Source organism: Streptomyces sp. NRRL F-6492, from assembly GCF_001280125.1.
GTDB lineage: Bacteria > Actinomycetota > Actinomycetes > Streptomycetales > Streptomycetaceae > Streptomyces.
In genome coordinates this window covers 36,270-63,069 of the sequence record NZ_LGEG01000035.1, presented here as the reverse complement: position 1 = coordinate 63,069, position 26,800 = coordinate 36,270, and the positions used below count along the sequence as shown (strand labels likewise).

Genomic DNA, 26,800 nt, shown 5'->3' with positions numbered 1-26,800 from the left:
CCCGGAGCGTGTTCGCTCCTGGCGTGTGGCGACCGCGCCGTGCTCGTCGCCTCACCGGGCTAATGTGTGCAGCGTACGGCGCGGATGAATCGCGCAACGCTGACCGTTCGGAGGGACATAGCCGTGGAGGTCAAGATCGGCGTGCAGCACGCGCCCCGGGAGATCGTTCTGGAGAGCGGGCAGTCCGCCGAGGAGGTCGAGCGCGCGGTTGCCGACGCGCTGGCCGGCAAGGCGCAGCTGCTCAGCCTCACGGACGAGAAGGGCCGCAAGGTCCTCGTCCCGGCCGACAGGATCGCGTACGTGGAGCTCGGCGAGCCCGCCGTCCGCCGCGTGGGTTTCGGCGCGATCTGAGCCCAGGATCCGAAGGAAGGGCCCGGTGGACCGGCTTCGGTCCACCGGGCCCTTCGCGTGCCCGTATGTCCACGTCGGGCGGTACGGGAGGATTGCGCGCCGAGCGCCACGGGTAGGTAGGACCTCGACCGCACCACCCGCCCCGCACCCCTCGCGAGGTGATCCCCCGATGTACCTGGAAGCCCTCGGCTCCGCCCTGCTCGGTCTCGTCCTGGCCTGGGCCGCCCTGCACCGGCTGCCCGACCGTCTGCCCGGCCGGGGGCTCGTCCTCGGCGCCGGTGCGCTCGGCGGGGTGTTCGGCGCGTTCGTCACCCACGGGGCGCTCGGCCCCGGCCACTCCCTCGCCATCCTGGTGGGCGCGGTGGCGGTGGCGGCGGTCCTGCTCTCGCTCCTGGTCCGCCCGGCCTCGCGCCGGCTGCGCCGATCAGCCACCGTCTGACCGCCGCGGCCCCCTCGACCCCGATCCGCCGGACAGGTCCTAGGCGGCGAGTCCCAGCGCGGCCATGCGCTTGGTGTGCGCCTCGGTGATCCGGGAGAACATCCGGCCGACCTCCGCGAGGTCGAAGCCGTCCGCGACGCCGCCGACCAGCATGGTGGAGAGCGCGTCCCGCTCGGCGACCACGCGCTGGGCCTGGGAGAGCGCCTCGCCCATCAGACGGCGCGCCCAGAGCGCGAGCCGGCCGCCGACGCGCGGGTCGGCGTCGATCGCGGCGCGGACCTTCTCCACGGCGAAGTTGCCGTGGCCGGTGTCGTCGAGCACGGAGAGCACCAGGGCGCGGGTGTCGGAGTCGAGCCGGGCCGCGACCTCCCGGTAGAAGTCGCTGGCGATCGAGTCGCCCACGTACGCCTTGACCAGGCCCTCCAGCCAGTCCGACGGCGCGGTCTGGCGGTGGAAGTCGTCGAGCGCCTTCGCGAAGGGCTCCATGGCCGCCGTCGGCTCCGCGTCGACGGCCGCCAGACGGCCCCGGAGCTGCTCGAAGTGGTGGAACTCGGCCGAGGCCATCTTCGCCAGCTCCGCCTTGTCCGCGAAGGTCGGCGCCAGCTTGGCGTCCTCGGCGAGCCGCTCGAAGGCCGCCAGCTCTCCGTAGGCGAGGGCGCCGAGGAGGTCGATCACGGCGGCGCGGTACTGCGGCTCGGCGGAAGCCGTCGCCCAGTCCTTGGCGGCGATCCCGGTGGGTGTGGCGTTGTCAGGCGTCTCCATGGAGCGCACAATAGCCCGCCCGCGCGACCCGGTAAGGTCCTGGTCAGTCAGTGTGACCGTGCCCTCATCACGTTTTCTCCCGACACACCTGCGCGATTCCGGGGTACAGTGGTAAGGCGCCTGCTGAGTATGCGGACATGCTTTCGCACGTTCGGACGTATCCGGTGGGCCGACTCATGAATGAGGATGCCCGGTCGGTGGCCCGATCGGCTCCGGCCCGACAGCCCTTCCGGCGGACCCGCGGAGGGGTCACCCTCAGCGGTACGACGCTCGAGCGACGGCAGTGGTCCCGTGCCACCCGGCAGCGGTCTTCCCGATCGCGCCGACAGCGATCCGGCACGGTACGACCCCCTTCGTTCGCCTCGCGCCGCGTCTCACAGAAGAGGCAGCACCCTGACTACGACTTTCCGAGAGCTCGGAATCCTTCCCGAGACGGCCGAGGCCCTTGAGGCCGTCGGCATCGTGAACCCCTTCCCCATCCAGGAGATGACCCTCCCGGTCGCCCTCACCGGCACCGACGTCATCGGCCAGGCCAAGACCGGCACGGGCAAGACCCTCGGCTTCGGCCTGCCGATCCTGGAGCGCGTGACGGTCCCCATGGACGTCGAGGCGGGCCGGGCCAAGCCCGAGCAGCTGACCGACGCCCCGCAGGCGCTCGTCGTCGTGCCCACCCGCGAGCTGTGCCAGCAGGTCACCAACGACCTGCTGACCGCCGGCAAGGTGCGCAACGTCCGCGTGCTCGCCATTTACGGCGGCCGGGCGTACGAGCCGCAGGTCGAGGCGCTGCAGAAGGGCGTCGACGTGGTCGTCGGCACCCCCGGCCGCCTGCTCGACCTGGCCGGCCAGCGCAAGCTCGACCTCTCCCACGTCAAGGTCCTCGTCCTGGACGAGGCCGACGAGATGCTCGACCTGGGCTTCCTGCCCGACGTCGAGAAGATCATGAACATGCTTCCGGCGAAGCGCCAGACCATGCTGTTCTCGGCCACCATGCCGGGCGCGGTCATCGGCCTGGCCCGCCGCTACATGTCGCAGCCGACGCACATCCGCGCCACCTCGTCCGACGGCGAGGGCGTGACCGTCGCCAACATCAAGCAGCACGTCTACCGCGCGCACTCGATGGACAAGCCGGAGATGCTCTCCCGCATCCTGCAGGCCAACGGCCGCGGGCTCGCGATGATCTTCTGCCGTACGAAGCGCACGGCGGCCGACATCGCCGAGCAGCTGGAGCGCCGCGGCTTCGCCTCCGGCGCCGTCCACGGCGACCTGGGCCAGGGCGCCCGCGAGCAGGCGCTGCGCGCCTTCCGCAACGGCAAGGTCGACGTGCTCGTCTGCACCGACGTCGCCGCGCGCGGCATCGACGTCGAGGGCGTCACCCACGTCGTCAACTACCAGTCGCCGGAGGACGAGAAGACGTTCCTCCACCGCGTGGGCCGCACCGGCCGCGCGGGCGCCAAGGGCACGGCGGTGACCCTGGTCGACTGGGACGACATCCCGCGCTGGCAGCTGATCAACAAGGCGCTCGGCCTGGACTTCCACGAGCCGGTCGAGACGTACTCCAGCTCCCCGCACCTGTACGAGGAGCTGGACATCCCGGCGGGCACCAAGGGCATCCTGCCCCGCGCCGAGCGGACCCGCGCGGGTCTGGGCGCGGAGGAGCTGGAGGACCTGGGCGAGCCCGGCGGGCGCCGTGGCCGAGGCCCGAAGGCGGCGGAGCGGCCGGAGCGGACCGAGGAGCGCCCCGAGCGCACCCGGACCCCGCGCCAGCGCCGGCGCACCCGCGGCGGCGAGCCCGGCGACGCCCCGGCGACGTCGGAGCAGACCCAGCAGAACGAGCAGACCGCTCCGGCCGCCGGGACGGCGGACGACGAGGCCCGGACCGAGTCCGGTCCGCGCACCCCGCGCCGTCGCCGTCGCACCCGGGTCGGCGTCCAGGGCTCCGCGCCGGCCGCGCAGACGGCCCCGGCCGTCCTGACCGCCGCCGTGGCCGCTCCGGCCGCCGCGGTGGAGGCCGCTCCGGCCCCCGTCGCCGAGGCCCCCCGGGCCGTCGAGACGCCGAGGACCGAGGCGCCGAAGGTCGTGGAGCGGAAGGCCGAGGAGCCGAAGGCCCCCCGTCGCCGTAACCGCGCCGCCCGTCCGGAGGCCGTCCAGGCCGCTCCGGCGGTCCGCACCCCCGCCGCTCCCGCCGTCCAGGAGCAGACTCCGGCCGTGCGCCGCCGTCGTGCCCGGGTGGTGCGTCCGGTCGAGGAGACCGTCTTCTTCCAGACGCCCGAGACCGCCGCGGCCGCCCTGCGGGCGCAGACGGCCGTCGAGGCGCCGAAGGCCGAGGCTCCAATCGCCGTCGAGGCCCCGAGGGCCGAGGAGCCGAAGAGGGCCCCGCGCCGCCGCACCGCCGTCAAGGCCGTCGCGGAGCCGGTCGCCGAGGCCCCCGAGGCCGTCGCGGCCCCCGAGAAGGCCGTCGCCCCGGTGGCGGAGCCCGTCGCCGAGGCCCCGGCCGAGGTTCCGGCCCCGCGCCGCCGCCGTACGGCCCGGAGGCCCGCCGGTTCGCCGGTGACCGCCGAGACCCCGGCCGCCGAGCCGGTGGCCGAGCCGGTCGCGGCTCCGGTCGTCGAGGAGACGCCGGCTCCGCGCCGCCGTCGCGCCGCCACGAGGGCCGCCGGTTCCCCGGCGTCCGCCGAGGCCGCCACGATCATCGTCGTACCGGCCGTGGCGCCGGCGCCGGTGGTCGAGGAGGCTCCCGAGCCCGCCCCGCGCCGCCGCCGTGCCGTCCGCAAGGCCACTGCCTCCCCGGTGACCGCCGAGACCGCTCCGGCGGCCGAGGCCCCCGCCGCCGAGCAGGCCGCCGCTCCGGTCGTCGAGGAGGCCCCCAAGAAGGCCGCCCCGCGTCGGCGCACGGCGAAGAAGGCCGTCGCCGAGGTCGCCGCCGAGACCGCTCCGGCGGCCGAGGCGCCGGCCGCCGAGGAGGCCCCGAAGGCTCCCCGCCGCCGCGCGGCCAAGAAGACGGTCGCCGCCGAGGCACCCGCCGCCTCCGAGCCGGAGACGGCGGAGAAGACGGAGAAGGCGAAGGCTCCGGCACGCCGTCGCACGGCGAAGAAGGCCGTCGCCGAGCCGGCCGCCGAGGTCACCGTGGAGATCGCGGTCGAGGCCCCCAAGGCCCCGCGCCGCCGCACCACCAAGAAGGCGGCGGCGGCCCCGGCCGAGAGCTGAGTCCCGCCCCGTACCACCGCGACGGCCCGGTCCCCCTTCCCGGGGGCCGGGCCGTCGCCGTGTCCCCGGGCCGCGCCGTCCCGTGCCCCGGGGATTACAGTCCGGGTATGAGCAAGCCCAGGTCCCTGGCACTGCCGCCGCGCACCCGCGTCCGCCGTCTCGACACCGTGCGCGGGCCGTTCGCCGTGCTCGACGCGGAGCCCGGCGGGGAGCGGCGGGGGACGGTGCTGCTGCTGCCCGGGTACACCGGCAGCAAGGAGGACTTCCTGGCCCTCCTCGGGCCGCTGACCGAGGCCGGGTACCGGGCCGTGGCCGTGGACGGGCGCGGGCAGCACGACAGCCCGGGTCCCCGGGGCCGGGCCGCCTACCGCCGCCGGGCGCTCGCGCTGGACGCGGTGGCGCAGGCCGCGGCGCTCGGGGACGGTCCCGTGCACCTGGTGGGGCACTCGTTCGGCGGTCTGGTGGCCCGGGCGGCGGTGGCGGTCGCGCCGGACGCCTTCCGCTCCCTCACCCTGCTCTCCTCGGGCGTCGGCCGGGTCTCCCGGCCGCAGCGGGTCCGGGTGCGGGCGCTGCGGGCCGGGCTCGCGCTGCTGTCGAAGGACCGGGTGTGGCGGGCGATGTGCTGGCTGGACAGCCGGGGCGAGGAGCCGGACACGTCCGACGTGCCGGGGCTCGCGGACTTCCTGCTGCGGCGCTGGACGCGCACCCGGATCGCCCAGCTGAGGGGCGCCGGGCGGCTGCTGCTCGACCGCCGGGACGGTACGGAGGAGCTGCTCGCGCTGCGGACGCCGCTGCACTTCGCGTACGGGACGGACGAGATGGTCTGGTCGACGGTGGACCTCGCCGCGGCGGCGGCCCGGACCGGCGCGCACCACACGGTGCTGGCGGGCGCGGGCCACTCCCCCAACGTGTCGCACCCAGAGGAGCTGACGGCCCGTCTCCTCGGCTTCTGGGAGCGCGTGGTCGCGCCCCCGGAGGTCAGTACTGCGCCTTGAGGTGCTGCCAGAAGCCGTCCCGCAGGGAGCGCCGGAGCGAGGCGTGGCCGCGCAGGGAGCGGCTGAGCAGGCGCTCCGCCTCGACGAGCAGGTCCTGGTCGACCGATCCGGGCAGGTAGGGCGCGCCCGGCAGGAGCTCGGCGAGCCGGTCCCGGCCGCGCTCGGCGAGCCAGGTCGCCGCGATCTGGGCGCCGACGAAGCGCACCTCCTCGCGGGAGGGCGGCGGCTCGCCCTCGTTCTCGTACGTGGTGACGGGGCGGCGGGTGACGTACGGGCGGCAGAAGTCCAGGTCGAAGGTGCGCTGGCTGTCGACCTCCCAGAGGAGGGCCTCGGCCTGGTTGCGGCCCTCGGCGGCCTCGATGCCCCAGAGGTGGACGCGGGCGCCGTAGCCCTGGGCGGCCTCGACGGCCGAGACCAGGTCCTCGTCGCCGCCGACGAGGGCGGCGTCGCTGATGGCGCGGTGGCGGGCGAGGGACTCCAGGTCCGTGCGGATGAGGGAGTCGACGCCCTTCTGCTGGTTGTTGGCGTTGAGGTTGCCGAGGCGGATCTTGACGTCGGGGAGCTCGGCGATGGCCTGCTGCTCGGGGGTGTGGATGCGGCGGCGGGCGCCGTCGTACCAGTAGACGCGGAGCAGCCTGCTGTCCGCGAAGATCGTGCGGGCCTTGTCGATGAAGGCCTCGATGAGCCCTTCCGCGTCGAGGTCGAAGGAGCGCCGGTCCTCGGTGCCGACGACCAGCAACCCGGCCGCAGCATGGACGTAACCCGCGTCGACGAAGATGGCGTGGGTGGAAGGGGTCTTGGCGACCTCGGCCAGCATGCGCCGGAGGAGGTCGTTGGTGCGCTCCAGGCGTGCGTCGAGTGCGCGGAGGCGGGTGTCGGTCTCGGTCACCTGTGGGGTGTCTGCGTCGTTCATACGCGGCTCATTGTCCGCCGACGTCGGCCCGGCCGCCACACCCCCCTTACTCGTCAGTATTTAGCCAACCGAAAATTTTCCTTAGCGTAAGGAATGTTTGCAGGGTGCATGTCGTTGTACAGGCATGTAACGCAGTTCTCCACCAGGAGGATCAACTCAGACGAAGGGAGAAGCCCGTGCGCTTCGAAATCCTGCGACTCGACGACGTCGACGGCACGCCCGTCGACCGGACGGTCGTGGACGCCGCCTCCGTCAACCGGATCGTGCAGCAGGCCGCCTCGATCGGCCAGCGCATCTGGATCCGCCCCGCCGAGACCTCGGCCTCGTAACAGGCAGGGTCCACACCACGCACCGCGCCCCCGCACGGACTTCGCAAGAGCGGAATCCGTACGGGGGCGCAGTGGTGTCCGGGGCCGCCCCGGGGAGGTCAGGAACCCCGGATGACCTGGGTGACGCCGTTGATGATCTGCTGCACCGCGATGGCGGAGAGCATCATGCCGGCGAGCCGGGTCACCAGGACCACGCCGCCGTCCTTGATGATCCGGATGATCACGAGCGAGTACCGCATGGTCAGCCAGAGGACGACGTGCATGGCGGCGATGGCGGCCCAGACGGAGATCTGGGCGGCCGCGCCGTCGGCGTGCTGCACGGCGAGGATGACCGAGACGATCGCGCCGGGCCCGGCGAGCAGCGGCATGCCGAGCGGGACCAGGGCGACGTTGACGTCCTTGGTCTGCTTGGGCTCGTCGGTCTTGCCGGTGAGCAGGTCGAGCGCGATGAGCAGCAGGAGCAGTCCGCCCGCGATCATCAGCGCGGGGACGGAGACGTGCAGGTACGCCAGGATCTGCTGGCCCAGGATGCCGAAGACGGTGATGACGCCGAAGGCGACGGCGACGGCCTGCCAGGCCATCCGGCGCTGCACCTTGGCCGCGCGGCCGGAGGTGAGGGCGAGGAAGATCGGGGTGATCCCGGGGGGATCCATGATCACGAAGAGGGTCAGGAACAGCGAGCCGAAGACGGCGACGTCGAACACGGTGGGGTGCCTTGCGGGAGAGGTGGAACGGTGGGGTGTCGCCCCGGCGCGGAATCCATGATTCCGGCGCTGGGACGGGGAGTGCCGTACCCGCGCGGGGCGCGGGGGCGGACCAGGAAGGGGAGGGCTCCGGGGGCGGCGGGCGGACGGACCGGACCGGATCGGGCCGGAACGGACCGGGCCCGAACGGAGCGGACCGGATCGGGCCGGGCCCGAACGGACCGGGCCAGACCGGGCCGACTGCCGACCGGTGATCCGACCGGCGGCCTTGACGGCCGATGGGCCTGTCAGCCGGTGGGGCGGTCAGTCGGTCGGTGGCCCGGTCGGTCCGGTCGCCGTTTGTCGGCCGGTCCGTCTGCCCGCCTGCCCGCCTGTCAGCCGGTGGGCCGACCGGTCAGCCGGCCGGCCGGTCGGTCCGGTGGTCGGTCGGTCGGTCAGCCGGTCGGTCGCGAGTCGGTCCGTCGGTCGCCGGGCCCGTCGGCTCGATGCCCGACCGGCCCGTCGCCCGGCAGCCCGTCGGCGGGCCACCGGGAAGCGGTCCCGGCGGAACCGGTCCCGAAAGGACCGGAGCCCGGGAGCGTACGCCCGGAAGGCCGCCCGGAAGGCCGCCCGGCCGGAGGCCTAGGCGGTGGCGGGTCCCCCCGCGCCGGGGACCGGGAAGGCCCCCGCCGCGCGGCGGGTGATCTCGCCGTAGATCTCGGGGTCGGTGGTGTACTCGCCGAGGCGGCAGGTCTTGCGGCTGCCGTGGTAGTCGCTGGAGCCCGTGGCCAGCAGACCGAGCTCCTTCGCGAGGCCGCGCAGCCGCGCCCGCGTCGCCTCGTCGTGGTCCATGTGGTCGACCTCGATGCCGTCGAGACCGGCCTCGGCGAGCCGGGCGATCGAGGCCTCCGGGAGGACCTGGCCGCGCTTGACGGCGAGGGGGTGCGCGAAGACGGTGACGCCGCCGGCCGCCTTGACGAGGCGGATCGCCTCGACGGGGTCCAGCTCGTGCTTGCCGACGTACGCCCGGCCGCCGTCGGCGAGCCACTCGGGCGTGAAGGCGCCGGACACGTCCGGTACGACCCCGAGCTCGACGAGCGCCTCGGCGACGTGCGGGCGGCCCACGGAGCCGTCGCCGGCGATCCGGGCGACCTGCTCCCAGGTGACGGGGACGCCGAGGTCGCGGAGCCTGCCGACCATGGCGCGGGCGCGGGGCACGCGGTCGTCGCGGACGAGTTCGCGCTCGGCGAGGAGCGCGGGCTCCTCCGGGTCGAAGAGGTACGCGAGCATGTGCAGGCCGATCCCGTCGACCCGGCAGGACAGCTCGGCCCCGGTGACGAGGGTCAGCCCCTCGGGCAGCGCGGCGATCGCCTCGGCGTGGCCGCGGGTGGTGTCGTGGTCCGTGAGGGCGACGACGTCGAGCCCGGCGGCGGCCGCGTTCCGGACGAGTTCGGCCGGGGAGTCCGTGCCGTCGGAGGCCGTGGAGTGGGTGTGCAGGTCGATGCGCACGACGCGGTACTCCAGGGGGCTCGGGACGGACTGAGGGACGCTCCAGCATAACGGGCGAATCGAACACGCCCGTACGGAAGGAACACCCCTCCCCCGGGCGGCCTGCGCCCCCGGACCCCGGGAGCGGCTCCGGCCCCGTCCTCGGCCCTGACCCGCCGGACGGGCCCTAGGGGGTGTCCGGAAAGTCCTGTGCGGTGTCCGCGGTGTCCGCGGTGTCCGGTGCGTGCGGTCGGCACGCCGGGCGGAAGCGCTCGTACGGGACGTACCCGGGCTTTCGCCCGGTGGGGCGGGAGTGCGTGCCGGGCGCCGTGGGCGCCGTGCGGGACCTTCCGGACGCCCCCTAGCCCAGCAGCCTCGGCGTGAGCGCCCCGCACGGCAGCAGTTCGACCTCGGCGCCGGCGTCCCGCAGGTCCGTCAGGACCAGTTCGTCGTACATCAGGAGGCCGGACTGCTCGGGCCAGACGATCGCCCACAGCCACAGGCCGCGCGCCTCGCCCGCGAAGACCGCGCGGTCGTGCGGGGCGCCGCTGACGTGCCAGAGCGGGGTGGGGCGCCCGGCGGCGAGCACCTTCGTCTGGGGCGGTTTCTCGATGGCCATGCCGGAGCCGGGATCGAGCCCGTCGATGCCGGCGTAGCGGGCGCCGAGGCCGACGCCGAGCTCCTCGGCGACCAGGAGCAGCTCGCCGATCCCGCCGAGCGGGCCGGGGCCCGAGCAGGCGACGGCGGTCGCGCGTCCGCCGCTGCGGTCGTCGCCCGCGTACGCGACTCCGGTGAAGAGCCAGCCGACGGGCAGGGGCCACGGCATCCACACGGGCACCCGGGAGCGGTGCACCACCACGCCGAGGGCTTCGACGCTGGGCGGGACGACGGGCTGGAGCGGGTGCACCGAGCCGTGCGCGTCACACTGCCAGGAGTCGGCGAAGAGACCGGGCGCTCTGACCCGGCCACCGCACTTCGGGCAACTGGGTTCGCCCCTCATAGGGCCCAACGGTCCTACCCCTTCCGTCCCGCGTCAAGGACGACCCCGAACGATCACCCGTCCGGCATGAGTCGTTCATCCTTGGGGGACGTGTGCCCGGACTCGGGCACATGCGGGCGTCGCGTCCCGAAGACCGGCCCGCACCGGATTCCGCGCCCGCCCGGAAGGCCGGCAGGGGCGCCCGCGGCCGGAGCGGGGGCTCAGTCCAGCTCCACGGACCTGCGCAGGGGATCGCGCAGGTCCGTCCCCCGGGCCAGCCAGCGCTCCTCCAGGGCCTGCGCCCCGTGCACCCGCTTCCACGCCGCCTCGTTCGAGGTCATCGGCAGCAGCGGCAGGAACCGCACCGGATCCATCGGCTCGTCCAGGTCGAGGTCCTCCACCAGGCCGCCGGACTCCGCCACCAGGACCGAGCTGAAGGGGGCGCCCGGCCAGAGCGGGTCGCCCACGTCGAGCGAGGCGCCGGGGGCCACGATCACGCCCTCGACCTGCGGGGTGGCGGCGAGCACGGCGAGCGGGCGCAGCACCTTGTCGGTGTCGGCGAGACCGGCCCGCACGGTGAGGACGAGTTCCGCGCGCGGGCCCTTCACCGGGTCGGCGAGCGCGGCGGTCGGATCGGCCATCGGCCGCGCGGACATCCCGAGGGTCGCGTACCGCACGCGATCCCCGTCGACGAAGCGGAGCACCTCGATCCGGTCCGTGCCGAGAAACGTCACCGCGGCGCGCGCGTCCGGTTCCCCGAGGGCCGTACGCAACCGGGCCTCGACCAGAGCAAGAACTTCTCCCATGGGTTGAGCATAAAGCGCGTATGGAACGGGCAAAATAAGGGATTGACCATCTGTCGGCTGATAGTCTTGGGCGCTGGCCGGGAGTGCTGGATCCCCCGACCGCTCGTCACACGTCATCCCTCACGAGGGACCGGCCGGAGGAGGTGGGGCTGCGATGGACCGAAGTCGATCGGGCAGTACCAGCGGCTCTTCCGCCCCGCACCCGAGCCCGGTGCGCTTTTTCTCCCGGTGATTCCGGGTACGCGACCCCGGATCCGTGCTTTTCCCTGATCCGCACGGACCGCGCGACCCGTTCTCCGGCATCTCGCACGACGGAAGAGCACTTCTTCTCCTGCCTGTCCGTAGCGAATGTCTGTAGCGAACGCCGTCACCGCGATCCCCCGGTGCCGCCCGCTTTGTGGACGACGTAGCTCCACGTCCCCATTCCGGGCTGTGCCACGGTCGCCGACGGCCTCTCCGTGAAGGAGCATGCCCATGTCGATGATCCGTGACCTGCGCGCCGCCGTCCGTCCGAGCCTGCGGCACCCCCTGCGCAAGACCCCCACCACGTACACCGCGTACGACCCCACCCGCGACCACTCGGCGTCCACCGCCGTCGTCGACTGCGCCGTCTACCGCGACGGGCGCCGGGTCGAGGACGACGAGTGCCTCACCCCGCGCGGCGCGATGCGGCGCGTACGGGAGAAGGGCGGCTTCGCCTGGATCGGCCTGCACGAGCCGACCGAGGCCGAATTCGCCGGTATCGCCGCCGAGTTCGGGCTGCACCCGCTCGCCGTCGAGGACGCCGTCCACGCCCACCAGCGGCCCAAGCTGGAGCGGTACGACGACACCCTCTTCACCGTCTTCAAGACGATCCACTACGTCGAGCACACCGAACTCACCGCGACCAGCGAGGTCGTCGAGACCGGCGAGGTCATGTGCTTCACCGGCCCCGACTTCGTCATCACCGTCCGGCACGGCGGCCAGGGCTCCCTGCGCAACCTGCGCCACCGCCTCCAGGGGGAGCCCGAGCTGCTCTCCAAGGGCCCCTCGGCCGTCCTGCACGCCATCGCGGACCACGTCGTCGACGGCTACATCGCGGTCGCCGACTCCGTCGAACTCGACATCGACCAGCTGGAGATCGACGTCTTCTCGCCCGCCGCGAAGGGCTCCACGCGCGGCACGGACACCGGCCGGATCTACCAGCTCAAGCGCGAGGTCCTGGAGTTCAAGCGGGCCGTCTCGCCGCTGCTGCGGCCGATGCAGCTGCTCAGCGAGCGGCCGATGCGGCTCGTGGACCCGGACATCCAGAAGTACTTCCGGGACGTCGCGGACCACCTCGCCCGCGTCCAGGAGCAGGTCGTCGGCTTCGACGAGCTGCTCAACTCGATCCTCCAGGCCAACCTGGCGCAGGCGACCGTCGCGCAGAACGAGGACATGCGCAAGATCACCTCGTGGGCGGCGATCGTCGCCGTCCCCACGGCGGTCTGCGGCGTGTACGGCATGAACTTCGACCACATGCCGGAGCTGCACTGGAAGTACGGCTACCCGATGGTGCTCACCGGCATCGTCGTGGTCTGCCTCACCATCCACCGCACCCTCAAGCGCAACGGCTGGCTGTAGGAGCGGCTTGGATAGGCTGCGGCCATGACCGATCAGCCGCTCGGGCCCGCCCTCGTCGAGGAGGCCACCAAGAAGTCCGGCCTGGTGTGGGTGCGCGGCACCGGGCCCGCCCGCGCGCTCTGGCACGTCTGGCACGACGGCGCCGCGTTCGTCGTCGGCGACGGTCCCGGGGAGCAGCCGCTGCCGGGCCTGGTGGACGGCGGCACGGCCGAGGTGACCGTCCGCAGCAAGGACAAGGGCGGCCGGATCGTCGCCTGGACGGCCGCCGTGCGCGAGCTCGCCGCCGGTACGGAGGAGTGGGACGCGGCCGTCGCGGAGCTCAAGGGCAAGCGGCTCAACGCGCCCGACGGCGAGGCGATGCCCGCCCGCTGGGCGCGCGAGTGCCGGGTGGTGCGGCTCGACCCGCGGGAGGTCGCCGCGGAGCTGCCGGACGGCTCCCTGGCGGCCGTACCGCTGCCCACGGCGGCCACGACCCGCCGTCCCGCGCCGGCCGCGCTCCCGCGCCTGCTCCTGAAGCGCCGCAGGCGCCGCTGAGGCCCGTGCGCCCCGCCGAACGGGCCCCTCAGGTGCGGGGCAGCTGCTTGCCGTAGTCCACGGTCTCGTCCTTCGTCGGCGCGGCGAGCGGGAAGTCCTTGTTCCAGTCGGAGAGCATCACCACGCCCCCGCCGCCGCCCCGCGCGAACTGCACGGGGTACGGGGAGCCGTCCAGGGACACGTCGAGGACGCCGCCCTCGCCGTCCGCACCGCCCTTGACCTTGATCGTGCGCACCCCGCCGACCCGCGTGCGGTCGCCCTTGACCTTCTCGCCGTGCAGTCCGATGAGGCCGTCGAGCAGCGGCTTCATGTCGGTGAAGCCGCGCAGCTGCTTGTACGAGGGGTCGTCCTGCGGCACCTTCACGTACTTGCCGTCGAGCTTCTCGGCGGCCTCGGTGTCCGCGTCCGTCGGCTTGTCGTCGCCCTTGTCGTGGGACCAGAAGCCGGCGTCGGCCTTCAGGTAGAGCGTGTCGCCGACCCGCGTCAGCTCGAAGGTGCTGTTCCTCGTCGTCACCGAGCCGCTGGCGCCGCCCTGCTTGAGGCGCATGTTCAGCTTGAAGGTGCCGCCCTTGCTGACCAGGGTGCCGGCCAGGCGCACCGCCTTCGCCCCGTCCGCCACCGTCCGCGCCTCGCGCTCGATGTCGGGGGCGGCGAGCCTCCCGACCCCGTTGGTCCCCTCGTCCGGGTCGGCGGCGCAGGCCGTGAGCCCCGCCGTCAGTCCGGCGCAGAGCGCCAGGGGCACGGCGGCCCCGCGGATACGCGATGACGGGATGCGGACGGTCATCTGCGCTGCCTCTCGTGTCGTGCGGGCGTACGGGCGCCGGGACCCGGCCGGGCGGAAGGGCGGGGTCCGGTACCGCGGGCGGTACCGGGGGTTCCGGCTCCGGTACCGGGGTAACAGCAGACCGCAGCGTACCCGGGCCGGCCGGCGGCCCCCGCAGGCAGCCGTACGGAGGCACTGCCGGGGCGGGCCGCAACGGCACGGGCTAGCCTGAACCGGTAGCGCTCCGCGATCACCGGCCGGGCGCCGCGAGGACTCGAATCGTGCGACACCCAGGAGGCGCGTGGCATGGCGGCAGGCGCCCCCCGGATCTTCGTCTCCCACCTGGCGGGGGTCCCCGTCTTCGACCCCGTCGGCGACCAGGTCGGCCGGGTCAGCGACCTGGTGGCCATGCTCCGGGTCGGCCGCCGCCCGCCGCGCCTGCTCGGCATGGTCGTGGAGGTGCTGAGCCGCCGCCGGGTCTTCGTGCCGATGACCCGGATCACCGGCGTCGAGTCCGGGCAGGTCATCACCACCGGCGTGGTCAACATGCGCCGCTTCGAGCAGCGGCCCACCGAGCGGCTCGTCCTCGGCGAGCTCCTCGACCGACGGGTCCGGCTCGTGGGGTCCGACGGGCGGGAGGGCGAGGAGGTCACCGTCCTCGACGTCGCCATCCAGCAGCTGCCCGCCCGCCGCGACTGGGAGATCGACAAGGTCTTCGTCCGCAAGGGCAAGGGCGGGGCGCTGCGCCGCAAGGGCGAGACGCTGACCGTCGAGTGGTCGGCCGTCACCGGCTTCTCCCTGGAGGAGCACGGCCAGGGCGCCGAGAGCCTGCTCGCCACCTTCGAGAAGCTGCGCCCGGCCGACCTGGCCAACGCGCTGCACCACCTCTCCCCCAAGCGGCGCGCCGAGGTGGCCGCGGCCCTCGACGACGACCGGCTCGCGGACGTCCTCGAAGAGCTCCCCGAGGACGACCAGATCGAGATCCTCGGCAAGCTGAAGGAGGAGCGCGCGGCCGACGTCCTGGAGGCGATGGACCCGGACGACGCGGCCGACCTGCTGTCCGAGCTGCCCGAGGAGGACCAGGAGCGGCTGCTGACCCTGATGCAGCCGGACGACGCGGCGGACGTGCGGCGCCTCCTGGCGTACGAGGAGCGCACGGCGGGCGGTCTGATGACGACGGAGCCGATCGTGCTGCGGCCGGACGCGACCGTCGCGGACGCGCTGGCCCGGGTCCGCCAGCAGGACCTGTCCCCGGCGCTCGCCGCGCAGGTGTACGTGTGCCGGCCGCCGGACGAGACGCCGACCGGGAAGTACCTGGGCACGGTGCACTTCCAGCGGCTGCTCCGGGACCCGCCGTTCACGCTCGTCAGCTCGATCGTGGACAGCGACCTGCCGCCGCTCGGCCCGGACACGCCGCTGCCGGCCGTCACCAGCTACCTCGCCGCGTACAACATGGTCGCCGCGCCCGTCGTGGACGAGAGCGGCTCCCTGCTCGGCGCGGTCACCGTCGACGACGTGCTCGACCACCTGCTGCCGGACGACTGGCGCGAGACCGAGTTCCACGAGGAGGGGGCGGGGCATGGCCGCTGAACGCACGCAGGACCGGGAGCGGGAGCGGGAACGGGCCGTGCCCCGGATCCGGCTCGACCTGCCGCGCGAGCGGCGGGCCCGACTGCTGCCGGAGTACGACCCCGAGGCCTTCGGGCGGATGTCGGAGCGGATCGCCCGCTTCCTGGGGACCGGGCGGTTCCTGGTCTGGATGACGCTGACGATCGTCGTCTGGGTGCTGTGGAACATCTTCGCGCCGGGGGCGCTGAAGTTCGACGAGTACCCGTTCATCTTCCTGACGCTCGCGCTGTCCCTCCAGGCCTCGTACGCGGCGCCGCTGATCCTGCTCGCCCAGAACCGGCAGGACGACCGGGACCGGGTCAACCTCGAACAGGACCGGAAGCAGAACGAGCGGTCGATCGCGGACACCGAGTACCTGACGCGGGAGATCGCGGCGCTGCGCATGGGCCTGGGCGAGGTCGCCACGCGCGACTGGATCCGCTCCGAGCTCCAGGACCTCCTCAAGGAGATGGAGGAGCGCCGGGATCTATTCCCGTCCGGCGGCGGCCGGGGAAGTGACGTACCCGACCGTTGACAGCCTTTCATGGGCCGGTGCTCCGCGCCGTACCATCGTCGGTATGGCTACGGAAGACGCGGTGCTCGCGGCACTGGCGACGGTGAACGACCCTGAGATCAACAAGCCGATCACTGAGCTCGGCATGGTCAAGTCGGTGGAGATCGAGCCGGACGGCAGGGTCGCCGTCACGGTCTACCTGACCGTCGCCGGCTGCCCCATGCGCGACACCATCACCCAGCGGGTGACCGAGGCCGTGTCCCGCGTCGAGGGCGTCACCGGCGTCGACGTGACGCTGGACGTGATGGGCGACGAGCAGCGCAAGGAGCTGGCTGCGGCGCTGCGCGGCGGCGGCGCCGAGCGCGAGGTGCCCTTCGCGAAGCCCGGCTCGCTGACCCGGGTGTACGCGGTGGCGTCCGGCAAGGGCGGCGTCGGCAAGTCCTCCGTGACCGTGAACCTGGCGGCCGCGATGGCCGCCGACGGGCTGAAGGTCGGTGTCGTCGACGCCGACATCTACGGCCACAGCGTGCCCCGGATGCTGGGCGCGGACGGGCGTCCGACCCAGGTCGAGAACATGATCATGCCGCCGTCGGCGAACGGCGTGAAGGTCATCTCGATCGGCATGTTCACCCCGGGCAACGCGCCGGTCGTGTGGCGCGGCCCGATGCTGCACCGCGCGCTCCAGCAGTTCCTCGCGGACGTGTACTGGGGCGACCTGGACGTCCTCCTGCTCGACCTGCCGCCGGGCACCGGCGACATCGCGATCTCGGTCGCGCAGCTCGTGCCGAACGCGGAGATCCTGGTCGTCACGACCCCGCAGCAGGCGGCGGCCGAGGTCGCCGAGCGGGCCGGCTCGATCGCCGTCCAGACGCACCAGAAGATCGTCGGCGTCGTCGAGAACATGGCGGGCCTGCCGTGTCCGCACTGCGACGAGATGGTGGACGTGTTCGGCACCGGCGGCGGCCAGAAGGTCGCGGACGGCCTGACGCAGACCACGGGCGCGACGGTCCCGGTCCTCGGCTCGATCCCGATCGACGTGCGGCTGCGCGAGGGCGGCGACGACGGCAGGCCGGTCGTCCTGTCGGACCCGGACTCCCCCGCCGGCGCGGCGCTGCGCGCCATCGCGGGCAAGCTGGGCGGCCGCCAGCGCGGCCTGTCGGGCATGAGCCTGGGCATCACGCCGCGGAACAAGTTCTGAGCGGATCCCGACGCACGGTGAAGGGGCGCCCCCGCGCGGGGGCGCCCCTTCACCTTTCCCGCCTCCGCGTCCTACGCGTACGCGTCGAGGTCCTTGATCTGCGAGAACCCGAGCCCGTACGCGCTCATCCCCCGCCCGTACGCCCCCAGGTGCACGCCCGCCGCCGAGCCGGCCAGGACCCAGCCGAACTCGGACTCGCGGTAGTGGAACGGCACCGGCACCCCGTCCACGGGCAGCGAGAGCGTCGTCCAGGCGGGCCCGTCGAGGTCGTCGGCGAGCTCGAAGGCCGTCTCGGTCTGCTGGTCCAGCCAGTTGTCGCGCGTCACGTGGTCGAGCGTGGCCGGCCAGGTGTGGACGAGCAGTCCGGAGCCGGCCAGCCAGGCGGCGGAGGAGACGGTGGTGGCGTCGAGGACGCCCGTCCCGTCGCCGGTCCGCCGGACGGGGCTCGCCGCGACCGTCACGACGACGGTGAAACGCTCCTTCTCCGCGCCGCTCGCGTCCGACTTTATCGACGGCACGTCACCGTGCCCGGTCGATCCGTGCTGCACGCTGCCGTCGGCCGCCGTGCCGACCTGCATCAGCCGGCGCGGCCCGGTGAACGCCTCGTCGAGGCCGTACCAGGCGAAGGGCGCCCGCAGGTAGCCCTCGTCGATCCGCCGGGCCACGGGCGTGCCCTCCACCCGGCTCGTGGTCTCCATCTCGGCCGCCTCCTCGTTCCGTCAACAGAGCGAGGATAGCCACCGGGGCGCGCCGGATCGGTGACAGCCCGTCGTCAGGTCGCGTCGGAGTCGTACGGGGGGCGCTCGCCGGTGTCCGGCTTGTCCTGCTTCTTGAGGAGGTCCGGGCCGCCCGCCGGGGAGCCGTCGACCGGTGCTCCGGTGCCCGCGGAGCCGTTGACGGCGGGCAGGGTCTCGCGGCCGTGGACCGCGTCGGCGACCTCGTTGATCTCCTTCTTGAGGTCGAAGGTGCCGCGCAGCTCCCGGAGGTCCTCGTTGTTCTCCATCTGCTTGCGCAGGAACGTCTTGGGGTTGAGGTCCTCGAACTCGAAGTCCTTGAACTCCGGTCCCAGCTCGCTGCGGATGTCGCTCTTCGCGCTGTCGGAGAACTCGCGGATCTTCCGGACGAAGCGGGAGACGTCCTGGATCACCTTCGGGAGCTTGTCCGGCCCGAAGACGAGCACGGCGAGGACGACGAGCGTCACCAGCTCGAGTGCGCCTATGTCGCTGAACACCTGGTAGCTCCTTCACGCCGGTCCGGGGCCCGGTCCACGGTACCCGCCGAAACCACCCGGCGGGTACCTCGTGGTGTCCGGAGCATGGCGCTCAGGTGCCCTGCGAGGAGCCGAGCGTCAGCGTCTTTGTCAGCTCTTTGCCGTCGCGGTCCAGGGTGAGCTCCAAGCGGTCGCCGGGGCGGTGGGCGCGGATCTTCACGATGAGCTCCTCGCCGTTGTGCACGCGCTGGCCGTCGACCTTGGTGATGACGTCGCCGGGCCGGAGCCCCGCCTTGGCGGCCGGGCCGCCGGGCGTGACGGAGGCGGTGCCGTCCTTGCCCTTCTCGCCGACGCGGGCGCCGTCGCCGTTGTACTGCATGTCGAGGCTCACACCGATGACCGGGTGGGTCGCCCTGCCGGTCCTGATGAGCTCCTCGGCGACCCGCTTGCCCTGGTTGATCGGTATGGCGAAGCCGAGGCCGATGGAGCCGGGCTGGCTCGCGCCGTCGCCCTCGCCGTCGCCGCCGGACCCGCCGGCCGCGCGGATCGCGCTGTTGATGCCGACGACCCGGGCCTTGGAGTCGAGGAGGGGCCCGCCGGAGTTGCCGGGGTTGATGGGGGCGTCGGTCTGGAGCGCGTCGACGTAGCTGATGTCGCTGCCGTCGCCCTTCTCGCCGCCGGCGGTGATCGGGCGCTCCTTGGCGCTGATGATGCCGGAGGTGACCGTGTTGGAGAGGTCGAAGGGGGCGCCGATGGCGACGACGGGGTCCCCGACGCGCACGTTGTCGGAGTTGCCGAGCGGCAGGGGCTTGAGCCCGGAGACGCCGGTGACCTGGACGACGGCCAGGTCGTAGCCGGTGTCCTTGCCGACGAGCTTGGCGCGGGCGGTCTCCCCGCTGGAGAAGGTCACCGAGATGTCCGCGGAGGACCGGGCCCCGTCCACGACGTGGTTGTTGGTGAGGATGTGGCCCTTGGTGTTCAGGACGAAACCGGTGCCGGTGCCGGACGAGCCGCTGCCCTTGACGTGCAGGGTGACCACGCCGGGCAGGGCGCTGGCGGCGATCCCGGCCACGCTGTCGGGGGCGCGGCCGGTGTCCTCGGCGCCGGCCTGGGGCAGCTCGACGGTGGTGAGTCCGCCGTTGCGCTCGACGTACGCGCCGATCCCGCCGCCGATGACGCCGGTGAGCAGCGCGAAGACGAGCGCCCCCGCGACGGCGAGCCCCTTGCGGGACTTCTTCGCGGGCGCGGGCGGAAGCGCGGGACCGCCGACGCCCCAGGGGTCGTACTGCCCCCAGGGCGCGGGGCCCTGCGGCTGCGGCTGCGGCGGTACGGGGTGCACGGGGCCCTGCTGGGGCGGTACGGGGCCCGGGAGCCGCTGCACGGGCGGCGCGGGCGCCCACGGTCCGGGCTCGCCGTAGGGCGGCGTCCGGTACTCGTCGGGCGCGTGCAGGGGCTGCGCCTGCGCCTGTGCCTGCGGCGCGGGAGCCGGGTCCGCCGGCGGCGCGGGCACGGGGGCGGGGGTGGGCTCGGGCGCCGGGTCCTGCGCCTGGACCGGTGCCTGCGCCGGGGGTTCGCCCTTGGTCAGGACGACGGAGGGCGAGGGCTCCGGGGAGCCGGGCGCGGCAGGCGCGGGGGCCGGAAGGTCGGCCCCGGCGGGCTCGGGGGCCTGGACGTCGGTCCCGGCGGGCGCGGCGGGCGGTGCCGGGGTCTCCGGGGGCGCGGGCGGCGCCGCCGACGGCTGTGGCGCGGGCAGGGGGAAGTCGCCCTCGCCGTCACCGGACGGAGACGGCGAGGGTATCCGCGCCGCCTCCGGTGTGCTCGAAGGACGGCTCCACCAGTTCGGCTTCCCGTTGTTCATGCTCTCCCCGCAACCGCTGACCCGTCCGCGCCCCTGGAACGGACGCCACTGTCCCTGGATTCAACCAGGTCGCGGGTCAACGGGGGGAGCCGAGCGGCGCCGTCGTCGGGCTCGGCGCCGGACTGGGTCCCGGACCGGAGGCCGGCGGGAGGACCGGGCCCGTCTGCCGGACGAACGGCGAGAGGGGGAGTAGGGATCGGGAAGGCGGGTACGAGAGGCCCACGGCCACCAGGGGCGGGGTGAAAGAGCGTCCGGACATCAACGGGACCACGGCCGCCACGGGCCCCTGCGGGACCGCCGCCGGGGTGATCGCGACGAGCGGCTCGGCGGCGACGGCCTGCGCGCCCGTGCGCTCGCCGGAGCGCGTGCCGCGGCCGGGGGACGTGCCGGTGCCGGTGCCGCCGGTGGTGGTCGTACGGAGCGGAGTGACCGTGCTGCCCGTGCCCTGGGCGCCGCGCCCGCCCGCGCTCACCGACGCGTCCAGCGGCAGGGTGCCGCCGAGGGCGATGGCCGCGAACGAGACGGCGCTGGCCGCCGCGAAGGCGAAGCGCCGGCCGCGACCGCCGGAGCCCGGCGCGCGGTCACCGACCTCGTGTATGCGGAAGCCGGTGACGGGACGCCCCGGATGCGGGGTGACGACCGCCGCCGTGGCGAAGCCGTCCGACCTCACCCCCCGGGCGCCCAGAAGTTCTTCGAGGGGGCTTTTCGGACCCCCCGTACGCCTGAGGCCCCCTGGATCCCCCGGGGCCCCGGGATCTCCCGACGGTCCGCCGGGTCCTCCGGGAAGGCCCTGGAGCCGTGCGAGGAAGCCCTCGGAGGGCGGCGGGGGCGCGGCGGAGGCGAAGACGCTCTTCAGGGTGCGCTGCGCGTCGGCCTCGGCCTTGCAGCGGGCGCAGGTCGCCAGGTGGGCGAGGACCCGCTCGCGGGCGTCGTGGCCCAGCTCGCCGTCGACGAGCGCGGCGAGCCGGTCCCCGAGGTGGTGCTCCGCGGGGGTCGGTGACGTGGGGAGTGTGCCGCTCACGCTGTGCCCGCCTCCCATCCCACGGAGGCGAGCGCACGCTCCGCCCGGGCCTCGGGCGAGCGGTGCTTGAGGGCCTTGCGGAGGTGGGAGCGCCCGCGGTGGATCCGGCTGCGGACGGTGCCGAGCTTCACGCCGAGGGTCGCGGCGATCTCCTCGTACGACAGTCCTTCGATGTCGCAGAGGACGACGGCCGCGCGGAACTCGGGCGCGAGGGTGTCGAGGGCCTGCTGCACGTCGGCGTCGAAGTGCGTGTCGTTGAAGGCCTGCTGCGGCGAGGGCTCGCGGCTGGGCAGCCGCTCGGCGGCGTCGTCGGCGAGCGCGTCGAAGCGGATGCGCTGCTTGCGGCGGACCATGTCGAGGAAGAGGTTGGTGGTGATGCGGTGGAGCCAGCCCTCGAAGGTGCCCGGCGTGTACGTCGACAGCGAGCGGAAGACGCGGACGAAGACCTCCTGGGTCAGGTCCTCCGCGTCGTGCTGGTTGCCCGTGAGGCGGTAGGCCAGCCGGTAGACCCGGCCACTGTGCGTGCTGACGATCTCCTCCCACGTGGGAGGGGTCCACGCCTGCGATTCCGCGTCCGATGCGAAGGTCGCGGTGGTGGGTGCGGAGTCGGCGGTGCGGAAGCGGTCAGCGGTGTCGGTCACGGATTTCGGCTCACCCGCCGACCCGAGAAGACGCCGAAGCACTCCTCCCCGATCCACAAGCGCAGCCGCACCTCCCCTGTCGGCTCTGGTGGTGTCCAGTGGAGCCCCTACCATAGCCACCTCGCCCGTTAGTTCCGGATAAGAATCTTTACGCGAATTTGGGACCGGCTCGCCCGGCTGCCCCCGTCGCGTCCCTCCCCTGGTGAACGCCCGGTCCCATCTGCGGGTTCCCGCCGGCAGCGGATACAGTCACCGTTGCGTCAACTACGGGGACAGGAGAGGGCCATTACCGCCAACCGGCAGACGAGCTGGGCGTTCGCCGACGCCTTTGTCGCCGAGGACGAAGCGCTGCGCTGGGCCCGCGAGCGGGCCCTGGAGTCGGGCTTCCCCTCGGTGTCGCCGGGCACCGGCGGGGCGCTGCGCCTGCTCGCCGCGACGGCGGACGCCAAGGCGGTGGCGGAGATCGGCACCGGTACGGGCGTGTCGGGCATCTACCTGCTGCTCGGGATGCGGCCGGACGGGGTCCTGACGACGGTGGACCTCCAGCCGGAGCGGCAGCAGCTGGCCAGGACGGCCTTCCGGGCGGCGGGCTTCGCGGGCAACCGGGCCCGGTTCATCCCCGGCCGCGCCCTGGACGTGCTGCCCCGGCTCGCGGACGGCGGGTACGACCTCGTGTTCTGCGACGGCGACCGCCTGGAGTACCTGGACTACCTCGCTGAATCGTTGCGCCTGCTGCGGCCCGGGGGTCTGGTCTGCTTCGAGGGCGTCTTCGCGGACGGGCGCACGATCGACTCGTCGGCGCAGCCGGCGGAGGTCCAGCGGGTCCGCGAGCTGCTGCGGACGGTGCGGGAGAGCCAGGACCTGGTGCCCTCGCTGCTGCCGGTGGGCGACGGCCTGCTGTGCGCCGTGCGCCGCGGCTGACCGGCGCCCCCGGAGCCGTACGCCCTTCGGAGACACCGCTGCCCCGGCACGGCGGACCGTACCGGGGCAGCGGTGGAAATCATGGAGAGAGGGTCAGCCGACGACCTTCTTGAGTGCGTCGCCCAGCGCCTCGGCCTCGTCCGGGGTCAGCTCGACGACGAGCCGACCGCCGCCTTCGAGCGGAACGCGCATGACGATGCCCCGCCCCTCCTTGGTCACCTCGAGCGGGCCGTCACCCGTCCGCGGCTTCATGGCCGCCATGCTTGTTCCCCTTCCTGAAACCAGCCCATCGACAACCGGGCAGCTCCTTGATGCGGAGCACGCGTCACCGGCTTCGAACACATTGCTTCCAGGTCATTATCCCGCATGGCAGGACCCGATGACCAACATCGATTGGCATCGCTTGCGCAACGCGCTCTCTCATAACCCCACATTTCGGCGGTCGGCCTGCGATACTTCGCCGCCCGGCGTCCGGCCGGACCCCCTGGTTCTTTGACGCAGCTCACATGTCCGACGGGGGTGATCTCCGCCATGCTGTGCTGGTCAACCACGCGACGAGGCGGAGGAAACCCATGGCCGACACGGTGCTGTACGAGGTGAGCGACGGGCTCGCCACCATCACGCTCAACCGGCCCGAGGCCATGAACGCGCTGGACGTGGCGACCAAGGTCGCCCTCCGGGACGCGGCGGAGACGGCCGCGTCGGACCCCGCCGTACGGGCGGTGCTGCTCACGGCGGCCGGGGACCGGGCGTTCTGCGTCGGGCAGGACCTGAAGGAGCACGTGGGGCTGCTCCTGGCGGACCAGGAGTCCGGCACGCGCGACACCATGAACACGGTCCGCGACCACTACAACCCGATCGTCAGGGCGTTCGCCGGCATGCGGAAGCCGGTGGTCGCGGGCGTGAACGGCGTGGCGGCCGGGGCCGGCTTCGGCTTCGCCCTCGCGGCGGACTACCGGGTGGTCGCGGAGACGGCCTCCTTCAACACCTCCTTCGCGGGCGTGGCGCTCACCGCCGACTCGGGCGTGTCCTGGACGCTGCCGCGCCTGATCGGCGCGAGCCGCGCCTCCGACCTGCTGCTCTTCCCGCGCTCGATCGGTGCCCAGGAGGCGTACGAGCTGGGGATCGCGAACCGTCTGGTCCCGGCCGCCGATCTGGCCGCCGAGGCCGAGAAGACGGCCCGGAAGCTCGCGGAGGGCCCGACGGTGGCGTACGCGGCCCTGAAGGAGTCCCTCGCGTACGGCGCCGACCACTCGCTCTCCGAGGCCCTCGGCAAGGAGGAGGAGCTCCAGAGCCTGGCGGGCGCGTCGGAGGACCACACCATCGCGGTCCGCGCCTTCGTCGCCAAGGAGAAGCCGGTGTACCTGGGCCGCTGAACAGGCGTCTGACCAGGGACCGAGCGGGAAAGGGACCCCCGCGTCCGGACGGTGGGCGGAGCTATAGGATCCGCTCACCATTCGTACGCACATACCTGGGGGGTTCCGTGCGTTCCCGTTCTTCCGCGCGCCTTCTTCGCGGCGCGCTCACGGCAGGCGTGGCCCTGGGCCTGTCCGCCACCGCCCTGTCCTCGCCCGCTCGGGCGGCCGACGGCTGGGACCGTTGCCCGCAGGGCAGCGTCTGCGGCTTCAGCAAGCCGCTGTACCAGGGCGACATGCTGGTCATCCGCAGGCCGATGGCCTCGCTCGGGTCCTGGGACAACCGCATCCGGTCCTTCGTCAACAAGCTCTCGGGGCCCGCCGACGCGGTGTGCTTCTACCCGAAGGCCGGGCTCGACCCCGAGGGGTCCACGCACTTCTACACCTCGGCGTCCTTCGACGAGACCGCCTCCCCGGAGCTCGACCGGGCGGTCAGCTCCGTGGACGTCGGCCCCGAGGCCGACGACTTCTGCGGCAGCGAGAGCCGCTTCCCGATGCTGTGGGACACCGTCAAGCCCCGGCCCGCGACGCTTCCCGCGCACGGCGCGTTCGGCGACGTCGACCGCGACGGCTACGCCGACGTCCTCGGCCGCAACATGGTCGGCCAGCTGTGGACGACCCCCAGCTACGACAGCCCCCACCGGCCCCTGCTGGTCGGCGGCGGCTGGGACGCCATGACCAAGCTGGTCCGCCACGGGGACTACGACGGTGACCGCAACGAGGACGTCTTCGCCCGCGACAGGGCCGGCGTCCTGTGGTTCTACCCCGGCAACGGCAAGGGGTCCTTCAAGCCCCGCGTCAGGATCGGCGCCGGCTGGAACACCATGAACGACCTGGCCGCGGCCGGCGACCTGACCGGCGACGGCAGGGGCGACCTGCTCGCCACCGACTCCGCCGGGATCCTGTGGACGTACCCGGGCAACGGCAAGGGAGCGTTCGGCGCCCGCAAGAAGGTCGGCGGCGGCTGGAAGGCGTTCAACGAGCTCGTCGGCGCCGGGGACATGAACTCCGACAAGAAGGCCGACCTGGTCGCCCGCGACACGGCGGGCAGGCTCTGGCTCTACCCCGGCAACGGCAAGGGCTGGTTCGGCGCCCGCAAGCTCATCGGCACCGGCGGCTGGAACGGCCACAAGGAGCTCGCCGGCCTCGGCGACGTGACCGGCGACGGCCGCCCCGACCTGGTCGCCCACGCCTGGGGGTCCTACGTCGGGGAGGGCCACTTCCGCCTCACCGTCTACCCCGGCACCGCCGACGGGCGCCTCCAGGCGCCCCGCGACCTCGCCCAGGTCCGTTCCACGCACTTCGTCTTCTGACCCTCCTCCCGAACGGATTCCCGCGCATGATCCGCACCGTCCGGGGCCGCCGTGCCCTGGCCGCGGCCGTGACCACGGCCGCCTCCCTCGCGACGCTGATGACCGCCGCTCCCCCCGCCGCCGCGGGCGAGGAGCGCTGCCCCTCGGGCAAGCTGTGCGTCTTCCAGTACCTGCACTACAAGGGCGAGATGAAGATCATCACGTCCAGCCAGGCCTCCCTGGGGACCTGGGACAACAAGATCTCCTCGCTGGTCAACCACTCCGGTCTGCACGCCGTCCTCAGCAGCGACCGCAACCACGGCGGAAACGACTCCCTCGTCGTCAGCCCGCACAACGGCGGGGTCGACTTCGACGGCTCCGTCATGGGGCAGCTCGACAACCGGATCAGCTCCATCCGCGTGGCCACCACCCACTGGGAGGCCAACTCGGGCGTCGCGTGGATGGACTGGTGGCCGCAGCAGAAGCGACCCGCCGGCCTCCCCGCCGCCGCGCAGTTCGGCGACCTGAACAACGACTCCCGGCCCGACCTCCTGGAGCGGGCCGACGACGGCCGGCTGTGGTACCTGCACGGCTACAGCGCCCGCTGGGACGTCCCGCCCAAGGCCGTGCTGATCGGCGGCGGCTGGAACACCATGACCCAGATCGTCCGGCACGGCGACTACAACGGGGACCGCAACGAGGACGTCTTCGCCCGCGACAAGGCCGGCGTCCTGTGGTTCTACCCCGGCACCGGCAAGGCGTCCTTCAAGCCCCGCGTGAAGATCGGCGCCGGCTGGAACACCATGAAGGAGATCGAGGCGGTCGGCGACGTCACCGGTGACGGCCGCCGCGACCTCGTCGCGCGCGACACGGCGGGCGTGCTCTGGACCTACCCCGGCACCGGCAAGGGCCGGTTCGGCGCCCGCAAGAAGGTCGGCGCCGGCTGGAACGCCATGAACCAGCTCGTGGCGCCCGGCGACATGAACGGCGACGGCAGGTCCGACCTCCTCGCGCGGGACGGCTCGCGCGGGCTCTGGCTCTACCCGGGCAACGGCAAGGGCGCGTTCGGCGCCCGCGCCAAGCTGCCGTACGCCTGGCCGTCGGACGCGCCCGTCCTCTCCGTCGGCGACGTGACCGGCGACGGCAGGTCGGACGTGATGCGGCCGATCAACTGGCAGCAGCTGTACGTCTACGCCGGCAACGGCCGCGGCGGCATCGGCGGTCCGCAGGCGGACATGGGCTGGGACAGCGCCGAGCGGGTCCACGTCTTCTAG

General features: G+C 73.4%; 27 protein-coding genes. 14 read left to right on the top strand and 13 right to left on the bottom strand.

The genetic code is table 11. The features are described from left to right. Positions 1 to 123: 123 nt before the first annotated feature. A complete protein-coding gene (locus ADL08_RS05550; RefSeq protein ID WP_030207162.1) occupies positions 124 to 351 on the top strand; it encodes a DUF3107 domain-containing protein in 228 nt (75 codons plus the stop codon). Between the two features lie 169 nt (positions 352 to 520). Further along, positions 521 to 790, top strand: coding sequence for a hypothetical protein (locus ADL08_RS05545; RefSeq protein WP_053640913.1), 270 nt, complete (start codon positions 521 to 523; stop codon positions 788 to 790). Between the two features lie 39 nt (positions 791 to 829). Here ADL08_RS05545 and ADL08_RS05540 read toward each other — a convergent pair whose 3' ends face one another. After that, positions 830 to 1,552 (bottom strand): ferritin-like fold-containing protein, encoded by a 723-nt coding sequence (locus tag ADL08_RS05540; protein ID WP_053640942.1) that lies wholly within the window; start codon positions 1,550 to 1,552, stop codon positions 830 to 832. Positions 1,553 to 2,038: 486 nt separating this feature from the next. Between ADL08_RS05540 and ADL08_RS05535 the strand changes: the two genes are divergently transcribed. Both ADL08_RS05535 and ADL08_RS05530 read left to right on the top strand, forming a co-directional pair. After that, positions 2,039 to 4,756, top strand: coding sequence for a DEAD/DEAH box helicase (locus ADL08_RS05535; RefSeq protein WP_053640941.1), 2,718 nt, complete (start codon positions 2,039 to 2,041; stop codon positions 4,754 to 4,756). 107 nt (positions 4,757 to 4,863) lie between these two features. Continuing rightward, positions 4,864 to 5,751, top strand: a complete 888-nt coding sequence (locus ADL08_RS05530; RefSeq protein ID WP_053640912.1) for an alpha/beta fold hydrolase — start codon at positions 4,864 to 4,866, stop codon at positions 5,749 to 5,751. Here the strand turns inward: ADL08_RS05530 and ADL08_RS05525 are convergent. Then, entirely contained in the window at positions 5,735 to 6,664 is a 930-nt protein-coding gene (locus ADL08_RS05525; protein ID WP_053640911.1) for an NYN domain-containing protein, read from the bottom strand. The genes ADL08_RS05530 and ADL08_RS05525 overlap by 17 nt on opposite strands. Before the next feature lie 176 nt (positions 6,665 to 6,840). Here ADL08_RS05525 and ADL08_RS36425 point away from each other — a divergent pair, with 176 nt between their 5' ends. Further along, a complete protein-coding gene (locus tag ADL08_RS36425) occupies positions 6,841 to 6,993 on the top strand; it encodes a hypothetical protein (protein ID WP_104860408.1) in 153 nt (50 codons plus the stop codon). A 98-nt stretch (positions 6,994 to 7,091) separates the two neighbouring features. On the opposite strand, the gene ADL08_RS05520 is transcribed toward ADL08_RS36425, so the two are convergent. The 4 genes from ADL08_RS05520 to ADL08_RS05505 form a co-directional block, all read right to left on the bottom strand. Further along, on the bottom strand, positions 7,092 to 7,697 hold the full coding sequence (locus tag ADL08_RS05520; RefSeq protein ID WP_053640910.1) for a MarC family protein: 606 nt from the start codon (positions 7,695 to 7,697) through the stop codon (positions 7,092 to 7,094). 621 nt (positions 7,698 to 8,318) lie between these two features. Beyond that, positions 8,319 to 9,185, bottom strand: coding sequence for a PHP domain-containing protein (locus ADL08_RS05515; protein WP_053640909.1), 867 nt, complete (start codon positions 9,183 to 9,185; stop codon positions 8,319 to 8,321). Between the two features lie 340 nt (positions 9,186 to 9,525). Beyond that, positions 9,526 to 10,164: a DUF6758 family protein gene (locus ADL08_RS05510; RefSeq protein WP_053640908.1), complete on the bottom strand. Its 639-nt coding sequence runs from the start codon at positions 10,162 to 10,164 to the stop codon at positions 9,526 to 9,528. A gap of 200 nt (positions 10,165 to 10,364) precedes the next feature. Further along, complete coding sequence (locus ADL08_RS05505) at positions 10,365 to 10,949, bottom strand: suppressor of fused domain protein (protein ID WP_053640907.1); 585 nt, start codon at positions 10,947 to 10,949, stop codon at positions 10,365 to 10,367. Positions 10,950 to 11,423: 474 nt separating this feature from the next. On the opposite strand from ADL08_RS05505, the gene ADL08_RS05500 reads away from it, so the two are divergent. Next, complete coding sequence (locus ADL08_RS05500) at positions 11,424 to 12,551, top strand: magnesium and cobalt transport protein CorA (RefSeq protein ID WP_053640906.1); 1,128 nt, start codon at positions 11,424 to 11,426, stop codon at positions 12,549 to 12,551. A gap of 24 nt (positions 12,552 to 12,575) precedes the next feature. Beyond that, a complete protein-coding gene (locus tag ADL08_RS05495) occupies positions 12,576 to 13,085 on the top strand; it encodes a hypothetical protein (RefSeq protein ID WP_053640905.1) in 510 nt (169 codons plus the stop codon). Between the two features lie 28 nt (positions 13,086 to 13,113). Here the strand turns inward: ADL08_RS05495 and ADL08_RS05490 are convergent, their stop codons facing one another. Further along, positions 13,114 to 13,869 carry a hypothetical protein gene (locus ADL08_RS05490; protein ID WP_053640904.1) on the bottom strand — a complete coding sequence of 252 codons (756 nt, stop codon included), beginning with the start codon at positions 13,867 to 13,869 and terminating at the stop codon, positions 13,114 to 13,116. A 285-nt stretch (positions 13,870 to 14,154) separates the two neighbouring features. Between ADL08_RS05490 and ADL08_RS05485 the strand changes: the two genes are divergently transcribed. Genes ADL08_RS05485 through ADL08_RS05475 form a run of 3 tightly spaced genes read left to right on the top strand, consistent with a single transcriptional unit; the run spans position 14,155 to position 17,168 of the window. After that, positions 14,155 to 15,438 (top strand): magnesium transporter MgtE N-terminal domain-containing protein, encoded by a 1,284-nt coding sequence (locus tag ADL08_RS05485; protein ID WP_053640903.1) that lies wholly within the window; start codon positions 14,155 to 14,157, stop codon positions 15,436 to 15,438. After that, complete coding sequence (locus tag ADL08_RS05480) at positions 15,428 to 15,991, top strand: DUF1003 domain-containing protein (protein WP_053640902.1); 564 nt, start codon at positions 15,428 to 15,430, stop codon at positions 15,989 to 15,991. The genes ADL08_RS05485 and ADL08_RS05480 overlap by 11 nt, the downstream gene beginning before the upstream one ends. 43 nt (positions 15,992 to 16,034) lie before the next feature. Further along, positions 16,035 to 17,168 carry an Mrp/NBP35 family ATP-binding protein gene (locus ADL08_RS05475; protein ID WP_053640901.1) on the top strand — a complete coding sequence of 378 codons (1,134 nt, stop codon included), beginning with the start codon at positions 16,035 to 16,037 and terminating at the stop codon, positions 17,166 to 17,168. Between the two features lie 71 nt (positions 17,169 to 17,239). On the opposite strand, the gene ADL08_RS05470 is transcribed toward ADL08_RS05475, so the two are convergent. The 5 genes from ADL08_RS05470 to sigE all read right to left on the bottom strand — a co-directional run bounded on the left by ADL08_RS05470 (position 17,240) and on the right by sigE (position 22,012). Then, positions 17,240 to 17,866: a hypothetical protein gene (locus ADL08_RS05470; RefSeq protein WP_053640900.1), complete on the bottom strand. Its 627-nt coding sequence runs from the start codon at positions 17,864 to 17,866 to the stop codon at positions 17,240 to 17,242. Positions 17,867 to 17,940: 74 nt separating this feature from the next. Then, positions 17,941 to 18,399 (bottom strand): sec-independent translocase, encoded by a 459-nt coding sequence (locus tag ADL08_RS05465; protein ID WP_053640899.1) that lies wholly within the window; start codon positions 18,397 to 18,399, stop codon positions 17,941 to 17,943. 91 nt (positions 18,400 to 18,490) lie between these two features. After that, positions 18,491 to 20,236, bottom strand: coding sequence for a S1C family serine protease (locus ADL08_RS05460; RefSeq protein WP_053640898.1), 1,746 nt, complete (start codon positions 20,234 to 20,236; stop codon positions 18,491 to 18,493). A 76-nt stretch (positions 20,237 to 20,312) separates the two neighbouring features. Continuing rightward, complete coding sequence (locus ADL08_RS05455; RefSeq protein WP_063885240.1) at positions 20,313 to 21,257, bottom strand: anti-sigma factor family protein; 945 nt, start codon at positions 21,255 to 21,257, stop codon at positions 20,313 to 20,315. Beyond that, positions 21,254 to 22,012, bottom strand: coding sequence for an RNA polymerase sigma factor SigE (gene sigE, locus ADL08_RS05450; RefSeq protein ID WP_078968012.1), 759 nt, complete (start codon positions 22,010 to 22,012; stop codon positions 21,254 to 21,256). The genes ADL08_RS05455 and sigE overlap by 4 nt, the downstream gene beginning before the upstream one ends. Before the next feature lie 141 nt (positions 22,013 to 22,153). Here sigE and ADL08_RS05445 point away from each other — a divergent pair, with 141 nt between their 5' ends. Next, entirely contained in the window at positions 22,154 to 22,819 is a 666-nt protein-coding gene (locus tag ADL08_RS05445; protein ID WP_078968011.1) for an O-methyltransferase, read from the top strand. Positions 22,820 to 22,912: 93 nt separating this feature from the next. On the opposite strand, the gene ADL08_RS35125 is transcribed toward ADL08_RS05445, so the two are convergent. Beyond that, positions 22,913 to 23,080, bottom strand: coding sequence for a DUF3117 domain-containing protein (locus tag ADL08_RS35125; protein ID WP_009997451.1), 168 nt, complete (start codon positions 23,078 to 23,080; stop codon positions 22,913 to 22,915). Between the two features lie 311 nt (positions 23,081 to 23,391). Here ADL08_RS35125 and ADL08_RS05440 point away from each other — a divergent pair, with 311 nt between their 5' ends. The 3 genes from ADL08_RS05440 to ADL08_RS05430 all read left to right on the top strand — a co-directional run bounded on the left by ADL08_RS05440 (position 23,392) and on the right by ADL08_RS05430 (position 26,800). Then, the gene (locus ADL08_RS05440) at positions 23,392 to 24,195 is read left to right on the top strand and encodes an enoyl-CoA hydratase/isomerase family protein (protein ID WP_053640894.1); all 804 of its coding nucleotides are present in this window, start codon (positions 23,392 to 23,394) and stop codon (positions 24,193 to 24,195) included. A gap of 107 nt (positions 24,196 to 24,302) precedes the next feature. Then, positions 24,303 to 25,547, top strand: a complete 1,245-nt coding sequence (locus tag ADL08_RS05435) for an FG-GAP-like repeat-containing protein (protein WP_078968009.1) — start codon at positions 24,303 to 24,305, stop codon at positions 25,545 to 25,547. Positions 25,548 to 25,573: 26 nt separating this feature from the next. Then, positions 25,574 to 26,800 (top strand): FG-GAP-like repeat-containing protein, encoded by a 1,227-nt coding sequence (locus ADL08_RS05430; protein WP_053640893.1) that lies wholly within the window; start codon positions 25,574 to 25,576, stop codon positions 26,798 to 26,800.

Coding starts and splice junctions, on each gene's coding strand:
- ADL08_RS05545 (WP_053640913.1), top strand. CDS start 521: ATGTACCTGGAAGCCCTCGGCTCCGCCCTGCTCGGTCTCGTCCTGGCC.
- ADL08_RS05540 (WP_053640942.1), bottom strand. CDS start 1,552: ATGGAGACGCCTGACAACGCCACACCCACCGGGATCGCCGCCAAGGAC.
- ADL08_RS05535 (WP_053640941.1), top strand. CDS start 2,039: ATGACCCTCCCGGTCGCCCTCACCGGCACCGACGTCATCGGCCAGGCC.
- ADL08_RS05530 (WP_053640912.1), top strand. CDS start 4,864: ATGAGCAAGCCCAGGTCCCTGGCACTGCCGCCGCGCACCCGCGTCCGC.
- ADL08_RS05525 (WP_053640911.1), bottom strand. CDS start 6,664: ATGAACGACGCAGACACCCCACAGGTGACCGAGACCGACACCCGCCTC.
- ADL08_RS05510 (WP_053640908.1), bottom strand. CDS start 10,164: ATGAGGGGCGAACCCAGTTGCCCGAAGTGCGGTGGCCGGGTCAGAGCG.
- ADL08_RS05505 (WP_053640907.1), bottom strand. CDS start 10,949: ATGGGAGAAGTTCTTGCTCTGGTCGAGGCCCGGTTGCGTACGGCCCTC.
- ADL08_RS05500 (WP_053640906.1), top strand. CDS start 11,424: ATGTCGATGATCCGTGACCTGCGCGCCGCCGTCCGTCCGAGCCTGCGG.
- ADL08_RS05495 (WP_053640905.1), top strand. CDS start 12,576: ATGACCGATCAGCCGCTCGGGCCCGCCCTCGTCGAGGAGGCCACCAAG.
- ADL08_RS05490 (WP_053640904.1), bottom strand. CDS start 13,869: ATGACCGTCCGCATCCCGTCATCGCGTATCCGCGGGGCCGCCGTGCCC.
- ADL08_RS05485 (WP_053640903.1), top strand. CDS start 14,155: ATGGCGGCAGGCGCCCCCCGGATCTTCGTCTCCCACCTGGCGGGGGTC.
- ADL08_RS05480 (WP_053640902.1), top strand. CDS start 15,428: ATGGCCGCTGAACGCACGCAGGACCGGGAGCGGGAGCGGGAACGGGCC.
- ADL08_RS05475 (WP_053640901.1), top strand. CDS start 16,035: ATGGCTACGGAAGACGCGGTGCTCGCGGCACTGGCGACGGTGAACGAC.
- ADL08_RS05470 (WP_053640900.1), bottom strand. CDS start 17,866: ATGGAGACCACGAGCCGGGTGGAGGGCACGCCCGTGGCCCGGCGGATC.
- ADL08_RS05460 (WP_053640898.1), bottom strand. CDS start 20,236: ATGAACAACGGGAAGCCGAACTGGTGGAGCCGTCCTTCGAGCACACCG.
- sigE (WP_078968012.1), bottom strand. CDS start 22,012: ATGGTAGGGGCTCCACTGGACACCACCAGAGCCGACAGGGGAGGTGCG.
- ADL08_RS35125 (WP_009997451.1), bottom strand. CDS start 23,080: ATGGCGGCCATGAAGCCGCGGACGGGTGACGGCCCGCTCGAGGTGACC.
- ADL08_RS05440 (WP_053640894.1), top strand. CDS start 23,392: ATGGCCGACACGGTGCTGTACGAGGTGAGCGACGGGCTCGCCACCATC.
- ADL08_RS05430 (WP_053640893.1), top strand. CDS start 25,574: ATGATCCGCACCGTCCGGGGCCGCCGTGCCCTGGCCGCGGCCGTGACC.